The sequence below is a fragment of the Leucobacter soli genome, assembly GCF_042659205.1.
Classification (GTDB): Bacteria; Actinomycetota; Actinomycetes; order Actinomycetales; family Microbacteriaceae; genus Leucobacter; species Leucobacter soli.
This window is the reverse complement of record NZ_JBHSRW010000252.1, coordinates 1-3,106: the sequence shown is the minus strand read 5'-3', so window position 1 is coordinate 3,106 and position 3,106 is coordinate 1. Positions and strand designations below refer to the sequence as shown.

At 70.9% G+C, this 3,106-nt stretch carries 2 protein-coding genes, 1 tRNA gene and 1 pseudogene; 2 read left to right on the top strand and 2 right to left on the bottom strand.

Annotated elements, in window-relative coordinates; all coding sequences use genetic code 11:
- Positions 1-65 precede the first annotated feature (65 nt).
- Both ACFPZL_RS11670 and ACFPZL_RS11665 read left to right on the top strand, forming a co-directional pair.
- Positions 66-1,625 carry an alpha/beta hydrolase gene (locus ACFPZL_RS11670; RefSeq protein ID WP_218115423.1) on the top strand — a complete coding sequence of 520 codons (1,560 nt, stop codon included), beginning with the start codon at positions 66-68 and terminating at the stop codon, positions 1,623-1,625.
- 111 nt (positions 1,626-1,736) lie between these two features.
- Positions 1,737-1,811, top strand: a tRNA-Thr gene (locus tag ACFPZL_RS11665).
- 334 nt (positions 1,812-2,145) lie between these two features.
- Here ACFPZL_RS11665 and ACFPZL_RS11660 read toward each other — a convergent pair.
- Both ACFPZL_RS11660 and ACFPZL_RS11655 read right to left on the bottom strand, forming a co-directional pair.
- Positions 2,146-2,916 carry a response regulator gene (locus tag ACFPZL_RS11660; RefSeq protein ID WP_218115424.1) on the bottom strand — a complete coding sequence of 257 codons (771 nt, stop codon included), beginning with the start codon at positions 2,914-2,916 and terminating at the stop codon, positions 2,146-2,148.
- A pseudogene (locus ACFPZL_RS11655) lies at positions 2,913-3,106 on the bottom strand (sensor histidine kinase); the annotation flags it as partial. The pseudogene ACFPZL_RS11655 and the gene ACFPZL_RS11660, both read right to left, overlap by 4 nt.

Sequence of the window (3,106 nt, the reverse complement as noted above, 5' to 3'; positions counted from 1 at the left end):
ATCGGCGGCCCCGCATCCGCGGCAGGGGCGGCTGCATCTGCCGGTGCGCGACCCGGCGTTCGCTCGTGACCAGACGCGTACTCGTGGTGTTCGTCGCCGTGCTCACCGCGGCGGCGCTCGTGATCACGGCCTGCGCGCCGGTCATCGGGTCGCTCTTCCGCTCCCCGGCCGGCGTGCCGGAGCCGGACGCGGACTTCGCGAGCTTCGCCGAGCAGGAGCCGAGGTGGGGAGACTGCGGCGGTAGCAGCGTCTGCGCCGACGTCTACGCCCCGCTCGATTGGACCGATCCGGAGGGTGAGCGGATCACGCTGCGCCTGGTGAAGCACCCGGCGACGGGCGGCGACCCGATCGGGACGCTCTTCGTGAACATCGGCGGCCCGGGCGCCTCGACGGCCGACGCGGTCCTGGGCAACGTCGACGGGCTCGTGAACGCGCAGGTGCGGGAGCGCTACGACGTGGTCGGCTGGGATCCGCGCGGCGTCGGCAGCTCCTCGGCGGTGCGCTGTTTCGATGACGCCGGCCTCGACGAGTTCCTCTACGGCACCGGCGACCCGGAGGCCGACGGCGCGAACCTGGAGTTCGGCAGCGACGCGTGGATCGAAACGGTTCTCGAGTCGAACGCCGAATTCGGGGCGGCCTGCGCCGACGGGACCGGTGCACTGCTCGGGCACGTCGACACCGGTTCCACGGTGGAGGATCTCGAGATGCTGCGCGCGATCGTCGGCGATGAACGGCTCGCCTACCTCGGCTATTCGTACGGCACCCGGATCGGTGCGCTCTACGCCGACGCCCACCCGGAGCGAGTCGGGCGCCTGGTGCTCGACGGCGCGATGGATCCGGCCGCCGACATCACGGAGATCGCCCGCCGTCAGGTGATCGGCATCGAGGCCGCGCTGCGGGCCTACGTCGCCGATTGCCTCGGCCGGGCCGGATGCCCCCTGACCGATGATGCCGACGCGGGGATGGCGCGCATCGCAGAGCTGCTGGCCGACGTAGAGGCGGACCCGATCCGTGCGGACGACGGGCGGATGCTCTACGGCTCGACGTTGTTCACCGCGCTGGTCGCGCCGCTGTACGCATCGCAGCGCTGGCCCGAGCTCGACGTGCTCCTCGAAGAGGTCGCGGATGGGCGGGCGGAGCAGGCGTTCCGGCTCGCCGACCGCTACAACGGCCGGGTCGACGGGGTCTACCGCAGCAACCTCATCGAGGCGTTCACCGCCATCAACTGCCTGGACTACCCGCGGCAGCCCGCACAGGACTTCGACGCCCTGCGTGCCGAGGCCGAGGCGACCATGAGCCTCGCGCCGGTAACGGGCCGCTACCAGAGCTTCAGCGGACTCGGCTGCGCGGAATGGCCCGCCCCCGCGGTCGACGTGACCGGGCCGGTGACGGCGCCGGGCGCCGATCCGATCCTCGTCGTCGGCACCACCGGCGACCCCGCGACGCCCTACGCCTGGGCGGAGTCGCTCGCCGAGCAGCTCGAGAGCGGCGTGCTGCTCACCTACGTCGGAGAGGGGCACACCGCGTACGGAGAGAGCGCCTGCATCGACGCGATCGTCGACGACTACCTGCTGAGCGGCGCCGTGCCGGAGCCGGCGGCGGCCCGGTGCGAGGCGGGCGGCTGAGAGGCCGTCGGAGCACTACTTCTCAGGGGTGCGACCCGTGGAGGTCCCGGTGCGTTGTGGGCCCGCGAGCCGTGATAGAGTTTTAGCTTGTGTCGGGCATCGCCCGGCCGCGCCGCCTTAGCTCAGGGGTAGAGCAGTTCCCTCGTAAAGAACAGGTCGTCGGTTCAAATCCGACAGGCGGCTCCACTTCGCTTCAGATGTATCTCGGGGACGGTCGAACCGACGACCTACGGTCGGCGTCGCCGTGAGCGCCGCCATGATTCGCGGCAGAACGCGTCGCGTTCTGCCGTTGGTGCGAATCATGCCAATCCGACAGGCGGCTCCACGAGTTGAGGCCCGCGCAGCGGGCCTCAACTGTTTCGCCGCCGATCGGATTTCCGAGAACCGATTACTGCGGGCGCAGAGCACCCGCAGCGCCATCGCCGCGCAAAGCGATGCTTTGCGGGAGCGGCTGGGCGCAGTTCAAATCCGACAGGCGGCTCCACTTCGCCTCATGCTCGTTGCGCATCCTTGCCGCGCGTCAACCGATAGCGTGCGTATGCGCCCACACGACTGCCTGGATCCGATCCCGCACCCCGAGCTTCTGCAGGATGTTCGAGACGTGCGTCTTCACTGTCGCGTCTCCGAGAAACAGCTCTCCTGCGATCTCGGCGTTGGAGCGGCCCTCCGCCAGCAGCGACAGCACCTCGCGTTCCCGCTCGGTCAGACCCGCCCGCGCGAACGCGGCGTCGCGGCCTCCCGGGCCGGTCGTGCCATCGTCATCGCCGGGGTTCGTGACCGGCTGAAGCGCTGCCCCTGCCGTGCCATCCGCACCGGCGATCCGATCCAGCACCGCTCGCGTCACGTCCGGGCCGAGCAGCGCCTGGCCCGCGGCGAGGCTGCGCACCGCCTCGATGAGCTGCTCGGCGCGCGACGTCTTGAGGAGGAACCCGCTGACTCCGGCCGCCAGCGCATCGAAGAGGTAGGTCTCATGCCCGAAGGTGGTCAGGATGAGGATCGCCGGCGCAGGAGCTTCAGGGGCGGCACCTGAAGCGGCATCGGAGGCGGCCCCCGCGCCCGTAGCGAGGGAGCGAGCATCGGCGAGGATCCTCCGAGACGCCTCGATGCCGTCCAGCACCGGCATCTCCACGTCCATGCAGACGACGGTGGGCGCGAGTTCGGAGGCGGCGCGCACGGCCTCCTCGCCGTTCGCGGCCTCGCCGACGACCTCGATGTCGGGTTCGGATTCGAGGATCACGCGGAAGCCCGAGCGCACCAACTCCTGGTCGTCGACGAGCAGCACCCGGATCATGCCGAAGCTCCGGCCGGCGACTCTGCGGCCGGCACCTCGGCGAGCGGCACCTCGGCGCGGACGATGAAGCCGCCCTGCTCGCGCTGCTCCGCCACGACAGTACCTCCGACCGCTCCGATCCGCTCGCGCATCCCGCGCAGGCCGGCCCCGATCCCGCTGCCGTTGCCGGCACCGGCACCGATCCCGCTCC

Excerpts from the sequence above, each read along its gene's own strand:
- ACFPZL_RS11660 (WP_218115424.1), bottom strand. The coding sequence starts at position 2,916 with ATGATCCGGGTGCTGCTCGTCGACGACCAGGAGTTGGTGCGCTCGGGC.